This is a genomic window from Pseudarthrobacter sp. efr-133-R2A-89, assembly GCF_030209315.1.
Taxonomy (GTDB): Bacteria; Actinomycetota; Actinomycetes; order Actinomycetales; family Micrococcaceae; genus Arthrobacter.
Genome location: NZ_JARVSE010000003.1, coordinates 140,559 through 155,342 on the forward strand (window position 1 = coordinate 140,559; position 14,784 = coordinate 155,342).

15 protein-coding genes are annotated in these 14,784 nt (G+C 67.4%); 10 read left to right on the forward strand and 5 right to left on the reverse strand.

The genetic code is table 11. The features are described from left to right. Positions 1-14: 14 nt before the first annotated feature. Positions 15-1,739, forward strand: coding sequence for a hypothetical protein (locus QRM95_RS06840; RefSeq protein WP_285247050.1), 1,725 nt, complete (start codon positions 15-17; stop codon positions 1,737-1,739). A gap of 21 nt (positions 1,740-1,760) precedes the next feature. Here QRM95_RS06840 and QRM95_RS06845 read toward each other — a convergent pair whose 3' ends face one another. Then, on the reverse strand, positions 1,761-2,522 hold the full coding sequence (locus QRM95_RS06845; protein WP_285247051.1) for a CPBP family intramembrane glutamic endopeptidase: 762 nt from the start codon (positions 2,520-2,522) through the stop codon (positions 1,761-1,763). A 203-nt stretch (positions 2,523-2,725) separates the two neighbouring features. Between QRM95_RS06845 and QRM95_RS06850 the strand changes: the two genes are divergently transcribed. Further along, entirely contained in the window at positions 2,726-4,189 is a 1,464-nt protein-coding gene (locus QRM95_RS06850; protein WP_285247052.1) for an amino acid permease, read from the forward strand. Between the two features lie 101 nt (positions 4,190-4,290). Here QRM95_RS06850 and QRM95_RS06855 read toward each other — a convergent pair whose 3' ends face one another. Further along, the gene (locus QRM95_RS06855; protein WP_285247053.1) at positions 4,291-5,025 is read right to left on the reverse strand and encodes a dienelactone hydrolase family protein; all 735 of its coding nucleotides are present in this window, start codon (positions 5,023-5,025) and stop codon (positions 4,291-4,293) included. A 98-nt stretch (positions 5,026-5,123) separates the two neighbouring features. On the opposite strand from QRM95_RS06855, the gene QRM95_RS06860 reads away from it, so the two are divergent. Further along, a complete protein-coding gene (locus QRM95_RS06860; protein WP_502934939.1) occupies positions 5,124-6,194 on the forward strand; it encodes a DNA polymerase IV in 1,071 nt (356 codons plus the stop codon). Between the two features lie 103 nt (positions 6,195-6,297). Here the strand turns inward: QRM95_RS06860 and QRM95_RS06865 are convergent, their stop codons facing one another. Continuing rightward, positions 6,298-6,474: a CsbD family protein gene (locus QRM95_RS06865; protein WP_285247054.1), complete on the reverse strand. Its 177-nt coding sequence runs from the start codon at positions 6,472-6,474 to the stop codon at positions 6,298-6,300. A gap of 101 nt (positions 6,475-6,575) precedes the next feature. On the opposite strand from QRM95_RS06865, the gene QRM95_RS06870 reads away from it, so the two are divergent. The 4 genes from QRM95_RS06870 to QRM95_RS06885 all read left to right on the forward strand — a co-directional run bounded on the left by QRM95_RS06870 (position 6,576) and on the right by QRM95_RS06885 (position 10,270). Next, positions 6,576-7,250 carry a pentapeptide repeat-containing protein gene (locus QRM95_RS06870; RefSeq protein ID WP_285247055.1) on the forward strand — a complete coding sequence of 225 codons (675 nt, stop codon included), beginning with the start codon at positions 6,576-6,578 and terminating at the stop codon, positions 7,248-7,250. Between the two features lie 117 nt (positions 7,251-7,367). Next, positions 7,368-8,594, forward strand: a complete 1,227-nt coding sequence (locus tag QRM95_RS06875; protein ID WP_285247056.1) for a thiolase family protein — start codon at positions 7,368-7,370, stop codon at positions 8,592-8,594. Then, on the forward strand, positions 8,594-9,397 hold the full coding sequence (locus QRM95_RS06880; protein ID WP_285247057.1) for an enoyl-CoA hydratase/isomerase family protein: 804 nt from the start codon (positions 8,594-8,596) through the stop codon (positions 9,395-9,397). The genes QRM95_RS06875 and QRM95_RS06880 overlap by 1 nt, the downstream gene beginning before the upstream one ends. Before the next feature lie 3 nt (positions 9,398-9,400). Further along, positions 9,401-10,270: a 3-hydroxyacyl-CoA dehydrogenase family protein gene (locus tag QRM95_RS06885; protein ID WP_285247058.1), complete on the forward strand. Its 870-nt coding sequence runs from the start codon at positions 9,401-9,403 to the stop codon at positions 10,268-10,270. 14 nt (positions 10,271-10,284) lie between these two features. Here QRM95_RS06885 and QRM95_RS06890 read toward each other — a convergent pair whose 3' ends face one another. After that, positions 10,285-10,518, reverse strand: coding sequence for a DUF6480 family protein (locus tag QRM95_RS06890; protein ID WP_285247059.1), 234 nt, complete (start codon positions 10,516-10,518; stop codon positions 10,285-10,287). 81 nt (positions 10,519-10,599) lie between these two features. Here QRM95_RS06890 and QRM95_RS06895 point away from each other — a divergent pair, with 81 nt between their 5' ends. From QRM95_RS06895 to QRM95_RS06905, 3 genes are all read left to right on the forward strand, one after another. Further along, on the forward strand, positions 10,600-11,220 hold the full coding sequence (locus tag QRM95_RS06895; RefSeq protein ID WP_285247060.1) for a GNAT family N-acetyltransferase: 621 nt from the start codon (positions 10,600-10,602) through the stop codon (positions 11,218-11,220). A gap of 81 nt (positions 11,221-11,301) precedes the next feature. Then, positions 11,302-12,012 carry a tyrosine-protein phosphatase gene (locus QRM95_RS06900; protein WP_285247061.1) on the forward strand — a complete coding sequence of 237 codons (711 nt, stop codon included), beginning with the start codon at positions 11,302-11,304 and terminating at the stop codon, positions 12,010-12,012. A 96-nt stretch (positions 12,013-12,108) separates the two neighbouring features. Continuing rightward, a complete protein-coding gene (locus tag QRM95_RS06905; RefSeq protein ID WP_285247062.1) occupies positions 12,109-14,235 on the forward strand; it encodes a S1 family peptidase in 2,127 nt (708 codons plus the stop codon). 41 nt (positions 14,236-14,276) lie between these two features. Here the strand turns inward: QRM95_RS06905 and QRM95_RS06910 are convergent, their stop codons facing one another. Further along, positions 14,277-14,717 (reverse strand): PaaI family thioesterase, encoded by a 441-nt coding sequence (locus QRM95_RS06910; protein WP_133830564.1) that lies wholly within the window; start codon positions 14,715-14,717, stop codon positions 14,277-14,279. Positions 14,718-14,784: the final 67 nt, after the last annotated feature.

The following is a 14,784-nucleotide window of genomic DNA, read 5'->3' on the forward strand; positions in this document are numbered from 1 at the left end:
GAAAGGCAGCAACAGTGCAGACAGCAACAACGGACACGGCCTTCCTGGCGCGGGTGGCGGCAGAAGCGGACCGGGAGGTCGCGGCGTTCCTGGCAACCCACGACGACGACGTGCGGGCCTTGGCGCACCGGCCGGCCATGGCCAGGCTGCTGGCCCTGGCTGCGGTCTTCACCGAGCCCGGCTCCGGCTACTACCGGCGGGAAACCCTTGCTGCGGCGATGCGTCGGTGCCTGGACCGGCTGGAGACCCTCCAAGGGCCTGCCGGCCTGTTCGACGGCACCAACCTGTCCTCGCCGCCGGACTCCGCGTTCACCCTGAACGACGTCTGCCTGGCGGTCCGGCTGGTTCGTGGGACGGAAACCCCGGACGCCCTCCTGGCGGAGGTGGACGAGCGTCTCGAGGCCATCATCGCCAGGAGCGTTGACGCCATGGTGGCCGGCGGCGTCCACACCCCAAACCACCGCTGGGAGCTTTCCGCCGCGTTGGCGCAGATCAATACGCTGCGCCCGCGGCAGGACATCGGCGCCCGGATCGAACAATGGCTGGCCGAGGGTATCGACCAGCTCCCGGACGGCATGTACTCCGAGCGCAGCCCCTTGTACGCCACTGCCGTGACCAATCCCTCGCTGCTGGCCATTGCGGACGCGACGGGCCGAACGGACCTCCTGGACCACGTCCGGCGGAACCTCACCGCCTTCCTGCCGTGGTTCAACGCCGACGGCACTGTGGAATCCGTCTTCTCCCGCCGGCAGGACCAGTGGATGCAATTCGGCGCGGCCCCGTTCCTCCACCTCCTCCGGCGGCTGGCGGCCCAGGACGGCCGGAACGATTTCGCCGCCGCTGCCCACTGGCTGGCCACGCTGCCCCTGCACGAACCCGCGAAACTGCTTGCCCTCGCCCGGCTGGACCCCTGGCTGTCAGCGGCCCTGCCGGCCGAACCGCCGTCGGACGCCACCGCGCTGCCGGCGCCCCTCGCTCCGGCCGGGGCAGCCCTCGAGAGTTGCGGCGCCTACCGGTTCCGCGCAGCAGGGTCCGTGGCCACCGTGTACGGCGGCTGCGACCCCCTGGTCCCGGGCGTGGGCTCCGGGCTTGCCACCAATCCCACCTTCCTCCGCTTCGGGCACGGCGACGCCGTACTGTCCGATCTGCGGCTGTCCAGGAGCTTCTTCGACTTGGGCCCGTTCCGCAGCGGACATACGGTCCGGCAGGGCGGTGCGCTGGTGCTCGCCGAACAGCTCGAAGCCAACTTTTATCAGCCCCTGCCGCCCGCCAAGCAGCGCCCGGACGGCATATACGCCCTGGAGCATGAAGGCCGGTTCAGCGCCGGAATGGAGTTCAGCTCGCGCACCGCCGACGTCCACCGGCTCGCCACGGAGATCAGGATCGAGGCCGCAGACGGGCAGGTGGGCCTGGAACTGGGGTTCGAAGGGACGCACACGGCCTTCGCGCTCGAGCTGACCTTCCAGCCAGGCGGGGTGCTCGACGGCGTAGAGCCGGCAGGTGCGCCTGGAACCTTCCAGCTGGTGTCCGGTACCGGAACGTACCGGGTGGGCGCGGACGTGATTGAGTTTGGCCCCGGGCTGCCCGCGGATCCGGATACTCCTGCCACCTACAACCCGGGCGAAAGCTACCGCTACCTGGGCGGCACGAACGCGGCCGGCGGCACCAAGGTCTACATCACGGGGCGGACCAGCGGCACGCACCGCTTCACACTGCGCGGGTACACGCTGCGGGCCTGAGCGCCGGGACTGAGTGGCGGCCTACGCCTGGACGTGCTGCATCTGCTCGAACAGTTCCGGCGGGATGGCGTAGACCAGGACCACGGCCAGCAGGTTCTTGGCGGCGTGGACGAAGTAGGAAAACATGACGTTTTTCCCGGTCCATACGTAGACGAACACCAGCGTGGCGCCCATGGCCAGATAGGGGAGCAGTGCCGTGAGGGTGATGGCCTCCTGCCCCACGATGTGCATCGCCGCGAACAGCACTGCCGACAGGACGCAGCAGATCCAGATGTTCACCCGCCTGCCCAGCTTGCCGATCAGCAGGTGGCGGAAGATGTATTCCTCTACGAAAGGTCCCACCACCACCAGCAGGGGCACCATGAGCCAGGGCGGCACCTGCTGTATCAGCGCCTGCAGGCCTGCCTGGTTGGCGGACGTTTCCACCTGCCCGTTCAGCGCCACCAGGACCGCGGTCAGGACCAGCATCGCGATGACCGCGGCGGGAACCATCAACAGGGTAAACCATGGCCGGGTCGCCAGGACTCTGAGGTCGCGGGCCACCACTGTCCGGGCGGCCAAGAGTGCCACGATTCCCACCGAGGCGTAGAACAACAGGTTCACCGCATACGAGGCAGCGGCCGGGGACGGCGCAATCTGGCGCAAGAAAGGGGCCACCAGATCGCCGGCCGCAGCGAAGAATCCCGCAATGGCCACGTAGAGGCAGAGTGCCGCCAGGTCCAGTCGGGAAAAACGGTACAGCTGCGGCTGCGGAGCGGGGGGAACGCGATGGGCTGTGGCCATGCTTCAGCCTATCGCCGGGGTCGCCGTGTAGTGCGCGTCACGTGGCCGCGCCCGGTCTTGTAGGATGGACAGGCCGCGTGAAGCTTCGGCTGCTCGATGATTTACGCTCACAATCGCTGGTTTCTTGGCCGTAAGGCCGAATTTTGTGAGCCTGATCATACGGATTCCGGATGCGGCCAACCCCCAACCCACAAGGAACAGTTGTGCCTCAAAGTACCCCTACAGACCTCAAGAACACCGCCGCGGAAACCTCCGCCGTCGACTCCTCCCTCAGCGCCGAGGGCTACAGCAAGACCCTGGGCCGACGCCACGTCACCATGATCGCCATGGGCGGCGCCATCGGCGTGGGCCTCTTCATGGGAGCCGGCGGCCGCCTCGCGTCCACCGGCCCGGCCTTGATCTTCTCCTACGCCATCGCCGGCGTCATCGCCTACCTGCTCATGCGGGCCCTGGGTGAACTCATCATGTACCGCCAGACCTCAGGCTCACTGGTGAGCTATGCCGGCGAGATGTTCGGCAAAAAGGGCGCGTACATGTCCGGCTGGATGTACTTCATCAACTGGGGCATGACCGGCATCGCCGAGCTCATCGCGATCGGCCTGTACTTCCAGTTCTTCTTCCCCAACGTCCCCGTGGAAGCTTCGGCCATCGCCGCGCTGGCGCTCCTGGTGGCAGTGAACCTGCTCAGCGTCAAGGCGTTCGGCGAGTTCGAATTCTGGGCCTCCTGCCTCAAAGTGGGGGCCATCCTGATCTTCCTGGTGGTGGGCACGTTCATGGTGGTCACCAACGCCCAGGTGGGTGACGGGCACGCCTCCGTCAACAACCTCTTCGCGGCCGAGGGCGGCATGTTCCCCAAGGGCGCGCTGGTGATGGTCCTGGTCCTGAACGCCGTCATCTTTGCCTACAACGGCATCGAGCTCGTCGGCGTCACTGCTGGCGAGATGCAAAAGCCTGAACGCGAGGTGCCCAAGGCGATCCGCGCCGTCGTACTCCGCATCGTGGTGTTCTACGTTGGATCCGTCCTGCTGCTGGCGATGCTGCTGCCCTCGGACCAGTACAAGGCCGGCACCTCCCCGTTCGTTACCGTCTTCGGCCAAATGGGCCTGGGCTGGGTGGGTGACGTGATGAACATGATCGTGATCACCGCCGCCCTCTCCTCCTGCAACTCTGGGCTCTACTCGATCGGCCGCGTCTTCCGCACCATGGCCAACAATGGCCACGCCCCGCAGTGGCTCACCCGCATGTCCAAGCGGCACGTCCCGTATGCCGCCATCCTGGCCATCGCCGCGTTCTACCTGGTGGGCATCCTGCTGAACATCTGGCTGGGCGGCTCACACGCGTTCGACCTCGCCCTGAACACCGCCTCGATCGGCGTGATCTTCTGCTGGGGCTCCATCTTCGCGAGCCAAATCGTGCTGCGCCGACGCAAGGGCATCACCTCCACCCTGCCGATGCCGGGTTCGCCCTGGACCAGCTGGGCCGGCCTGCTGGGCCTGCTGGCCATCACCGTGCTCATCGGCTTCGACACCATGACGGACAAGGCCACCGGCGAGGTGTTCTACCTGGGCCTCTGGACCCTGGCCACCATCCCGTTCTTCGCGCTGGTCCTGTGGCTTGGCTGGCAGAAGGTCAAGGACAACCAGCCCAAGAGCGAGCTCTACAGCTAAGGCCGGATCTTCCTGGAACAACGTCCGACGGCGGGCCGCCCCTTTGGTGGGGTGGTCCGCCGTCGGCGTTTCCTCCTTGATGTCCGGGCGGGCCCGGTGCGTCAGGCAGCGGAGTCCTTCAGGTAGCGGGCAAAGTAGTCCTCGATCCGCTGCCAGGCCTCCGGGGCGGAGCCCGGGTCAGGCCCGATGCCCATCACGCGCATGAGCGGGCGGAGGACCACGGGACCTTCGTCGGCGTCGTTCAGGAAGGCGTGGCCGGCGCCAGGGAATTCCTTGACGCTGTGTTCGATTCCCAGCCTGTCCAGTGCTGATTCGAGCCGGGCAGCGGCGCCCTTCAGGGGCCTGTCCGCGCCGCCGTAGTTGGCAACGATGGGGCAGGCGCCGCGGAGCGCGTCGTCCAGGTTGCCAGGCAGGCGACCGTAGTTGACCGAGGCTGCGTCGAAACCGTCCTTCGCCACCAGCAGCGCGAAGCCGCCACCCATGCAGAAACCGATCACACCGGTTTTTCCGGCTGACTGCGGGGAGGCGGCAAGCCACTTCCGCGCAGTGGCGATGTCCGTGAAGGCCCTGCCGGTGCCGGCAGCCATGCTGCGCATGGTGCTGACCAGGCAGCGGCGGGCCCCGCCCTCGCTGAACAGATCCACGGCCAACGTCAGGTAGCCGGCCCGGGCCAGCCTGTCGGCGTGCCTGCGGGTTTGGTCGGTCAGGCCAAAGGCCTCGTGGATCATCACGACGCCGGGGAAAGGGCCCTGCCCTTCCGGCGTGGCAAGGTAGCCGCCCAAAGAGGGCGAGCCGCCGGCGGTGGCGCTTTCGGCGCTGAGGTCAACGTAGGTCATGGCTAAGGCTAACCGGGCAGTACGGGTTAGCGGGGTGGATTTCAGCCGCCCACCCGGGGAAGCTGGTGCACGGCGCCTGGCCCGGGCAGACTGGGGCTGTGAACGAACCATGGGTGCTGCACGTGGACCTGGACCAGTTCATCGCTGCCGTTGAAGTGCTTCGCAGGCCCGAGCTCGCGGGCAAACCCGTGATCGTGGGTGGCCGCGGCGACCCCACCGAACGTGCGGTGGTGTCCACCGCGTCCTACGAAGCCAGGGCCTACGGCGTGGGCTCCGGCATGCCGCTGCGCATCGCCGCGCGGAAGGTGCCGGCCGCGGTCATCCTGCCCGTGGATCATGAGGCATACCTTGAAGTGTCCGAAAAGGTGATGGCGGTCCTGCGCTCGCAGCCGGGCGCCACTGTCCAGGTGCTGGGATGGGACGAAGCATTCGTGGGCATCGAGAGCGACGTCCCCGAAGATATTGCCAGGCAGCTGCAGCTGGCAGTCCTGGCGGAAACCAGGCTGCACTGCAGCATCGGCATCGGGGACACCCTGGTCCGGGCCAAGGTGGCCACGGGGTTCGGCAAGCCAGCGGGCATCTTCCGGCTGACGGAAGGGAACTGGCTCCAGGTGATGGGGGACAGGCCTACGATCGACTTGTGGGGCGTGGGAAAGGCGGTGTCGCGGCGGCTCGCCACCCTTGGCGTCAAGACTGTTGCCGAGCTCGCGGCGGCCAACCCGGCGGACCTGGTGCCCGAGTTCGGTCCCAAGATGGGCCCGTGGTACGCCCAGTTGGGACGGGGCGAAGGATCGCAGGTGGTTGATGACACGCCGTGGGTGGCCCGGGGACACAGCCGGGAAACCACCTTCCAGCGCGACCTGACGGAGGAGGCGGACATTGACGCGGCCGTCAGGGAATTGGCAGCGCACGTCCTGGACGATGTCGCCGCGGAAGGGCGGCCGGTGGTCGGCCTCACCCTGAAGGTGCGCTATGCGCCGTTCACCACCACAACGTACGGCCGGAAGATCCCCGAAACATCCGCCCCTGCGGAAGTGCTGGCGCAGGCCCTGGAGCTTGCAGCGAAGATCGAGCCCGGCCGCCCCATCAGGTTGCTCGGCCTGCGGGCGGAAATGACCATGCCGGAAGATTCCCGCCAGGGCCACACCCCCACCCGCAGCGGTTGGTGATTTTGCAATCGGTGTGGACAGCGGAACGGCGGCGGATCGGTCCGATCCGCCGCCGTTGGGCTGGTGCAGCACGCCGTTCGCTGCGGCTGCAGCAACGTGGGTATTAGTCGCGCTTGAACTCGTCCTTGACGCTTTCGCCGACTTTTTTGGCATCCGCCTTGACCTGGTCCGCCTGGCCTTCAGCCTTGAGACGGTTATTGTGGGTGACGTTGCCGGCGGCTTCCTTGGCCTTGCCGCCAAGTTCTTCGGCTTCGTTGCTGATCTTGTCTCCGAGGCCCATAGTGGTGGCCTCCTTCCGTTTCCGTCGATCGTTTACATTTTCACCATAAACGAAGCTTGCTTACTAATTCAAGGGCGTGGCGGCCGGGCTAGGCTCGGGGGATGGAAAAAAAGCGCGGGCGGGGGCCGGCTGGGGTGCAGGCGCCCCGGGTTTCAGCGGTGGAGCTCAATGACCTTGAAGACCAGGCGGAGGCCGCCTTCCGGCGCGGTGACAGGCACGAAGGGTTCCGGTTTAGCCGCGCGGACGCGGAGGGGCTGGACCTGGGCGGGTCTGTCTTTTCCGAGTGCCGGTTTGAGGCTGTGTCCTTCAATGACGCGCAGCTTCGGGGAGCATCTTTCCGCGACTGCATCCTGGCGGAGCTGTACGCCCCCGTCTTACGCGGTGCCCGCAGCACCTGGCAGGACGTGGAGCTCCACAATCCCCGGCTGGGTTCCGCGGAGCTCTATGAAACCGGGTGGCAGTCCGTACGGATCGACGGCGGCAAGGTGGACTTCCTGAACCTGCGTGGTGCCAAGCTTACGGATGTGCTGATCAGCGGCTGCATCATCAATGAACTGGACCTTGGGGCCGCGGGAGCCGTCCGGGTGAGGTTCGAGGACTGCACCATTGGATCCCTGGACCTGGCCGGTGCCAAGCTGAAGGATTTCGACATCCGCGGAACCGCGTTTCGCAAGATCAGCGGGCTGGGCAGCCTCTCCGGCCTGGTTGTTGACGAGTACCAGCTGGGCCTCCTGGCGCCGCTGATCGCCGCGCACCTGGGTGTCACAGTCCTTTAGTCGGGTGCGGAGCGGAACCTTGCCGTGTACCATTTACAGAACGAACGGTCGGTAAGTGGCTCCTCCGCTGTCCCGGCCGCCGATGACAGTGCTGTTTATCGCGTGAAGGGTGTATCCATGGCTGCAACCGCAGGTCCGCAGGCTTTCCTTGTTGGCGGGGTCCGAACACCGGTGGGCCGGTATGGAGGTGCCTTGTCCGCCGTACGGCCGGACGACCTCGCCGCCCTCGTGGTCCGCGAAGCCGTGGAACGCGCCGGCCTGGATCCGGAAGCCATCGATGAGGTGATCCTGGGCAACGCCAACGGCGCCGGGGAAGAGAACCGGAATGTTGCCCGCATGGCCACCCTATTGGCGGGCCTCCCGCTCCACATCCCGGGCATTACGGTCAACCGGCTCTGCGCCTCCGGACTGAGCGCCATTATCCAGGCGAGCCACATGATCAAGGCCGGAGCCGCGGACATCGTTATCGCCGGCGGGGTGGAGTCCATGAGCCGGGCACCCTGGGTACAGGAAAAGCCCGCCGCCGCCTTTGCCAAGCCAGGCCAGATCTTCGACACCTCCATCGGCTGGCGCTTCACCAACCCGCAGTTCCAGCACGGCGGCCTCTCCCGTGACGGGAAAATGACCTACTCCATGCCGGAAACAGCGGAGGAAGTGGCCCGAGTGGACGGCATCTCCCGCGAGGATGCCGACGCATTTGCCGTCCGCTCGCACCAACGCGCCCTCGATGCCATCGCCGCCGGGCGCTTCAAGGACGAGATCGTCCCCGTCACGGTGAAGACACGCAAGTCCGAAACGGTGGTGGACACGGACGAAGGACCCCGCCCCGGCACGAGCCTCGACGTTCTCGGCGCCCTCCGGCCGGTAACACACGGCGGCTCCGTGGTCACCGCCGGAAACTCGTCCTCGCTCAACGACGGCGCCTCGGCCATTATCGTCGCGTCCGTAGCCGCCATCGAGCGCCTGGGCCTGACACCGCGGGCACGCATCATCGACGGCGCCTCCGCCGGCTGCGAACCCGAAATCATGGGCATCGGCCCTGTCCCCGCCACGCAGAAAGTGCTCAAGCGCAGCGGCCTGAGCGTTGGTGACCTGTCCGCCGTCGAACTCAATGAAGCTTTTGCCACCCAGTCACTGGCCTCCATCCGGCGCCTGGGCCTGGACCCGGACATCGTGAACCGCGACGGCGGCGCCATCGCGCTGGGCCACCCCCTCGGCTCGAGCGGGTCCCGGATAGCCATCACCCTGCTGGGGCGGATGGAACGCGAGGACGCCAAAATCGGCCTCGCCACCATGTGCGTCGGCGTTGGCCAAGGCACTGCCATGCTCCTGGAGAAAATCTGATGGCCGCCGCAGTGGACCTTGCCGCCGAAGTATTTTCCGCCCTCAAGGTAGAAGAACGGGACGACCGTGTGGTGGTGCTGCTCAACCGGCCCGAGGTGAAGAACGCCATCGACCAGCAGATGGTGGACGAACTCCACACCGTGTGCGCGGCGCTGGAACAGAACCCCAGGATCCTGATCATTGCCGGGGTGGACGGGGTGTTCGCCTCCGGAGCGGACATCGCGCAGCTGCGCGAACGGCGTCGGGACGACGCCCTGCAGGGGATCAACTCCACCATCTTCGTCCGGATTGCGAAGCTGCCCATGCCGGTTATCGCCGCACTGGACGGCTACTGCCTGGGCGGCGGGGCGGAACTCGCCTACGCGGCGGACTTCCGGATCGGCACCCCCACCGTGCGCATCGGCAACCCCGAAACGGGGCTGGGGATCCTGGCGGCGGCAGGCGCCAGCTGGCGGCTCAGGGAACTCGTGGGTGAACCGCTGGCCAAGCAGATCCTCCTGGCCGGCCTGGTCCTCGGCGCCGACGAGGCACGGGCGGCCAACCTCATCACCGAGATCCACGACCCCGCAGACCTGCTGGCCGCGGCCCACAGCCTTGCGGACAGGATCGGGCGGCAGGATCCGCTGGCCGTCCGCATCACCAAGTCCGTGTTCCACGCCCCCGCGGAAGCCCACCCACTAATCGACCAGCTGGCCCAGGGCATCCTCTTCGAATCCCAGGCCAAGTTCGACCGCATGCAGGCGTTCCTCGACCGCAGTGCCCGGAAAAAGCCCAACCCCGCCAACCCCGCAGACGGAAAGTAGACCATGAGCGAATCGCAACTGACCCCAGCCCTCCCGGCCCGGGTGGGCGTCCTGGGCGGTGGCCGGATGGGCGCCGGGATCGCCCACGCTTTCCTCATCAAGGGCGCCGACGTGCTGGTGGTGGAACGCGACGAACAGTCTGCGGAAGCCGCCCGGGAACGGGTGGAATCCGCGGCGGCAAAGAGCATCGAGCGCGGGGCAACCGACGCAAACCTGGACGAACTGGTCTCCCGCCTGGCCGTCGGCGTGGACTATGACGCCTTCAAGGACCGCCAGCTGGTGGTGGAAGCCGTCCCTGAAGACTGGGGCCTGAAAGTTACGGCCCTGCGGGGCATCGAGGAGCGCTTGGCGGAAGACGCCTGGCTGGCTTCCAACACGTCCTCGCTGTCTGTGAACGGTCTGGCGAAAGAGCTGAGGCGCCCGGGCAATTTCCTGGGGCTGCATTTCTTCAACCCGGTGCCGGCGTCGACCCTCATCGAGGTGGTGCTGGGCGAGCAGACCCTGCCCGGACTCGCCGCGGAGGCGAAGAGGTGGGTGGCGGCACTCGGCAAGACCGCCGTCGTCGTCAATGATGCGCCGGGGTTCGCGTCCTCGCGGCTGGGCGTGGCCATCGCCCTGGAGGCCATTCGGATGGTGGAAGAAGGTGTTGCCTCGGCCGAGGACATCGACAACGCCATGGTGCTGGGCTACAAACACCCCACCGGGCCGCTGAAAACCACGGACATCGTGGGCCTTGACGTCCGCCTGGGCATCGCCGAATACCTGCAGTCCACCCTGGGTGACCGGTTCGCACCCCCGCAGATCCTGCGCGACAAGGTGGCCCGCGGGGAACTGGGCCGCAAGACCGGCAAAGGCTTCTTCGACTGGAGCTGAGCCGGCCGCCCGCGTTAGTCGAAGAAGCCCACAATGTAGCCGATGAAATACAGCAGGCAGAGCAGGACTACGAGCCCGATGATGGCAATCCAGAGGAACTGCGTGCCCTTGCCCGGCCCGCGCTCCTCCTTGCCATGGGGGCCCACCGTGGATGCTTCGCCCGGCGGTGTTTCGCCGGGCGGCACGCCGCCGCCGGGCTCCAGGCCGGTGATCTTGTCGTCTTCCGGATCCGGATTGGTTCCTGACACAATGACTCCCTCGCTCGCCGTCCACGTGCTTGCCCCAGCGTAACCGGCCCCGAACGGGTGGGCCGGGCCTAGGCTGGTGCAGTGACTTTCCTTGAACCCCTTACCCTGACCGGCCGACGCGTAATCCTGGAGCCGCTCGCGGAGGAGCACCACGACGGCCTGGTGGACGCCGCCAGGGACGGTGAGCTCTGGAAGCTCTGGTACACCTCGGTGCCGGCGCCCGATGCGATGGCCGCCGAAATCAGGCGGCGGCTGGCACTGCAGGACCAGGGATCCATGCTGCCGTTCACCACCCGCCTGATCGACGCGGAAACCGGCGGCCCGGGCCGCATCATCGGCATGACCACCTACATGAACATCGACGCCGCCACGCCCCGCGTGGAGATCGGCTCCACGTGGAACGCGGCCTCCGTGCAGGGGACCGGCACCAACCCGGACTCCAAGCTCCTGCTGCTGGGGCACGCCTTCGAGGCCGTGGGCTGCCCGGCGGTGGAATTCCGCACCCACTGGCTGAACCATCAGTCGCGGGAGGCCATCGCCCGGCTCGGTGCCAAGCAGGACGGCGTGCTGCGCAGCCATTCCCGGACCAGCGACGGGAACCTGCGCGACACCGTGGTGTTCTCCATCCTGGACCACGAATGGCCCGCCGTCCGCGCCGGGCTCGAGTACCGGCTGGACCGCCGCGGCACGGCTGGCCGCTGATGACGCCAAACTCTTGCCCTGCGGCATACGGCTCCCAGCACGGTGTGATTAGCTGGGCGGATGAGCAAACGGGGCAGGCCCATGCACTGGGATGGAGCTGTCAACGCCTGGCACATTTCGGGCGGCATCTACCGGATGGGGCGGCGTGAGTGGCTGACGGCGTCCGGGTGGCGGCAGGTGTTCGACGACGGCGTCCGCACCGTCGTCGACCTCCGCAATGCGGCGGAGGGCCGGCGCCGGGACACCGACCCGGTGGTCCCGGACGCGTCCATGCCGGACATCGACGTGGTCCAGGCCCCCACGGAAGAGCCCGGCGATCCACGCTTCACCGCCGTCACCGGGCCGTACCTGAACGACCCCAGGCATTACGCCGAGAACGCCCGCCTCTTCCCGGAAAAGCTGGTGGGCGTCTTCCGGGCCATCGCCCATGCCGCACCCAAGGGGGATGTCCTGCTGCACTGCGCCGCCGGCCGGGACCGCAGTGGAATGGTGGCAGCCATGGTCCAGGACCTGGCGGGCGATTCCGACGAAGCGATCGCAGAGGGCTACCGGCAGGCGGCACGCGGCATCAACGAAAGGTACCGAACGCACGGCCCGCCGCACAGCCGCGAACGCTACCTGGACGCCGGTGAACTTGAGCCCTTGCTGGAACAACGGGGGATCACCGTGGTCAGGTTTGTCCGCAACCTGGATACCCGCCGCTACCTCCTGGCCAACGGTCTCACCGCAGTGGAACTTGAAGCCGTCCTGGCTTGTTGCGATGACAGCGTAGATACAATGGGACCAGCGTGACGCATGTGACCTGAGATACTGTTGTTGCCTCGGTCAGGTTGATCGGCAGAGAGACGGGCATGAGTTCAACGGCAGCACCCAAGGAAGAAGACCTCAATGGCGCGTGACCTGGGGTTTAGTGCTGCCACGCTGCGGCGGGTGCTTGCCCTGGGTGCCGCAGCCGGCGTGCTGGCATCGTCCGCGTACGCAGCCGTTCCCGCTTTCGGTACCGGTGAATCGTCGCCTGCTCCGGCGTCGCCGAATCAGGCGACAGCGTCCCCCAGCCCGACTTTGGGAAGCACAGCCCCGGCGTCCCCGGCGCCCACCGCCCTTTCGCAGGCCGCCCTCGACGACGCCGTGCAGCGGGACCTCAAGCTCAACCCCCAGCAGTTCGAGGCTGCCGGACAACTCGGTGCCCAGGCAGCGCAGGCGGCCGTCCAGCTGCGACAGGTCCCGGGCTACGTGGGAATCCGGATCGAGCATGGATCCATTATCGTCAGCGGTTCCGGGCAGAAGCTGCAGGCCGCCGTTGCCGCCCTCGCAGGCACGATCTCCGGTTTGTCCCTCGAGGCGCCCGCCGCCGTCACCGGGTCCGAACTGGCGGTCAGCACGGAGCAGCTCTTCCAGGCCTATCTCCGCGAGGTTGGGGCGCAGGGCCTGCAGGCGGTGATGTACGCCGGCGGAAAGTTCGTGATCAGGACGGGCGGGATCAATGCGCCGGAGGCGCTGTCGCCGTCGTCGTCCGCAGACCCGTCGTCGTCCGCAGCCCCGTCGCCGGGGGCCGGAAAGGTCACTCCGGCCCAGTTCGTCTCCCGCTATGCCAACGTCGAGCTCGACGGCGGTACGCCGCTTAAATCCGAGGCGGACGTCCCCGGCGGCGTCGGGTACCAGACCGATATCGGCTGGGTCTGTTCCACGGGTTTCTCTGCCTTCGATCCCACCGGCCTCCCCACTGTTCTGACCGCAGGGCACTGTGCTTCGGATGGTGCTGCCAAGACAGCCACCCTGGAGTTCCAAGGGGTGCCGGCGGGCCTGCTGGGGAAATTCGGCTTCAGCCAGTTCGGCGGCCCGGGGAACACCCGCGTGCTCGACCCCACCACTGCCATCGGTCCGGACCAGACGGCGGTGACCAACCCCGGCAATGTGGGAACTGACATCTCGGTGATCCAGTCGCTGCGGCCGGACATTGATCCCCTTCCCGCAGCCAGCACGTGGGGCAACCCATCCCAGCCCGGGCCCGACGTCAAGATCATCGGCTCCGAAGACCCCGTTGTGGGAATGCCCATTTGCCGCTCGGGACGTTCCTCGGCCTGGTCGTGCGGAACAGTTGACGCCGTCGGCATCTTCTTGGTGCCTGGCCCGGGCTACGCCTCGGACAACAAAGACATCCGCGCGTTCAACGGGTTCCTGTCCTACGGGGTGCAGTCCAGCGGAGGAGACTCCGGGGGACCCTACGTCAGCGGCAATTACGCCGTGGGCACCCACTCGGCAGGGGACACCCCGGACCAAAACGGCAACGTGATCCAAAACTTTGCCGTCGGCGCCACCCTGCGGAACAGTTTGGCCGTACTTCCCGGCTACCAGCTGGAACTGTTCCTCAACAAGCCTGCCGTCACCGCGCCCGCGGCCGGCCGTACCTATGATTCCGGCCAAACCATCACCGGCACCGTGGCAGCGGCTCCGGCGTCCGCTGTCGCAGCCGGGTCCAAGGTCCGGATCACCCTGCAAGGCCAGGGCCCGTTCGAGGTCCCGGTGGACGCCGCCGGGAACTGGAGCTTCACCGCGCCGCAAGGCAAGGATCCGCTCCGCTTCACGGCCGAGACCGTCAACGGGTACAGCCGGTCGGGCGCCAACGCCTTCGAGTTCGCGGCCACCCCGCCGGCTCCCACCAGCCCTGCGCCGCCGTCGAGCCCTGCGCCGCCGGCTCCCACGAGTCCTCCCGCCAGCATCGCTACCGCGGCCCCGTCACCCACCCAGGCCACCGCGGCTCCATCACCCACCCAGACCAGCCCGGCCGCCGTCGTCACGCCGCCGGCCAGTGTCCCGGCACCCAGTACCCCGGCACCCAGCGTCGCGCCTGCTGGCCTGGCGATCACGGGCGGCGACGGTTCCGCGGGTGCGGGCGGTCTGGCGTACACCGGTGCTACGGCGCTGGTTCCCGCAGCCGTTGCCGCGGCGGCCGCGCTCGCCGTCGGGATCGTGCTTATGGTGCTGGTCAGGCGCCGGAAGCGGGGATCGGACTAGGTTTCGACGGGCTCAACCACCGGGGACGGGCTTAACCACCGTTACTTGTGGCGGCGCATCAGCAGGTTGGTGATGCGCAGGGTGCAGAGCCGCTGGCCGGCCTCGTTGGTGATCAGCACCTCGTGCGTGGTCAGCGTGCCGCCCAGGTGGATGGGCGTGGCCGTGATGGTTACCTGGCCCTCCCGTGCGGACCGGTGGTGGGTGGCGGAAACGTCCACCCCCACTGCGGTCTTGCCCATGGTGCTCGCGTGGATCACGGCGGCCCAGGAGCCCACGGCCTCGCCGACGGCCAGCGAGGCGCCGCCGTGCAGCAGGCCGAAGGATTGCCGGTTTCCCTCCACCGGCATGGTGGCCACCACCCGCTCCACGGACTCCTCCAGGATCTTCACGCCCATCTTTTCGTCCAGCTCGCCCAGCGTGATTTTCCAGAGTTCATGCTGCGACGGCTGGTTGTCGCCGGAATCCTCGTGTGGGGCGCTCATTCGTTCTCCTTTGGTGGCCAATTCAGTCCCGGCCTTCTAGTGTGCGGCACGGCACTTCATGTATGGT